The organism is Luoshenia tenuis, from assembly GCF_014384745.1.
GTDB lineage: Bacteria > Bacillota > Clostridia > Christensenellales.
In genome coordinates this window covers 1-502 of sequence record NZ_JACRSO010000011.1, presented here as the reverse complement: position 1 = coordinate 502, position 502 = coordinate 1, and the positions used below count along the sequence as shown (strand labels likewise).

Sequence of the window (502 nt, the reverse complement as noted above, 5' to 3'; positions counted from 1 at the left end):
CCTTTCTCTCAAAGCGAAATTGTAGTTTCCCGTTCGATTTCTTCCCGTTTCGTTACCTTTACAGCAACTCCACTAGATTTCTTTCTTACGTTCTTTTCGTTTCTATCGCTTTCTTGCTTACTTGATGTAGTTTTCAAAGGACAAATGCCAGCACTGCACTGGCAGTGGTGGGCTCAAGTGGACTCGAACCACCGACCTCACGCTTATCAGGCGTGCGCTCTAACCGGCTGAGCTATGAGCCCTCGTGGTGGAGATGAGCGGGATCGAACCGCTGACCTCCTGCGTGCAAGGCAGGCGCTCTCCCAGCTGAGCTACACCCCCACGACAAGCAGGTTTCCGTTCGTTCCGCGCATCACGCGGGAAGAATCTTATAAAATTTAAAACTTAAGACCCTTCAAAACTGCACAGGTCAGACACGAAATATCTCCCGTTCTTCCGCTTTCTTCTCAGCTTCCTCTTCCGAGGCCTTCTCCTTTAAGCCTTAATTTCTTTTCCTCTTTTT

General features: G+C 49.0%; 2 tRNA genes. Both read right to left on the bottom strand.

What is annotated here, in order from left to right:
- Positions 1-165: 165 nt before the first annotated feature.
- Positions 166-242, bottom strand: a tRNA-Ile gene (locus H8699_RS12410).
- A 3-nt stretch (positions 243-245) separates the two neighbouring features.
- Positions 246-321, bottom strand: a tRNA-Ala gene (locus H8699_RS12405).
- Between the last annotated feature and the right edge of the window lie 181 nt (positions 322-502).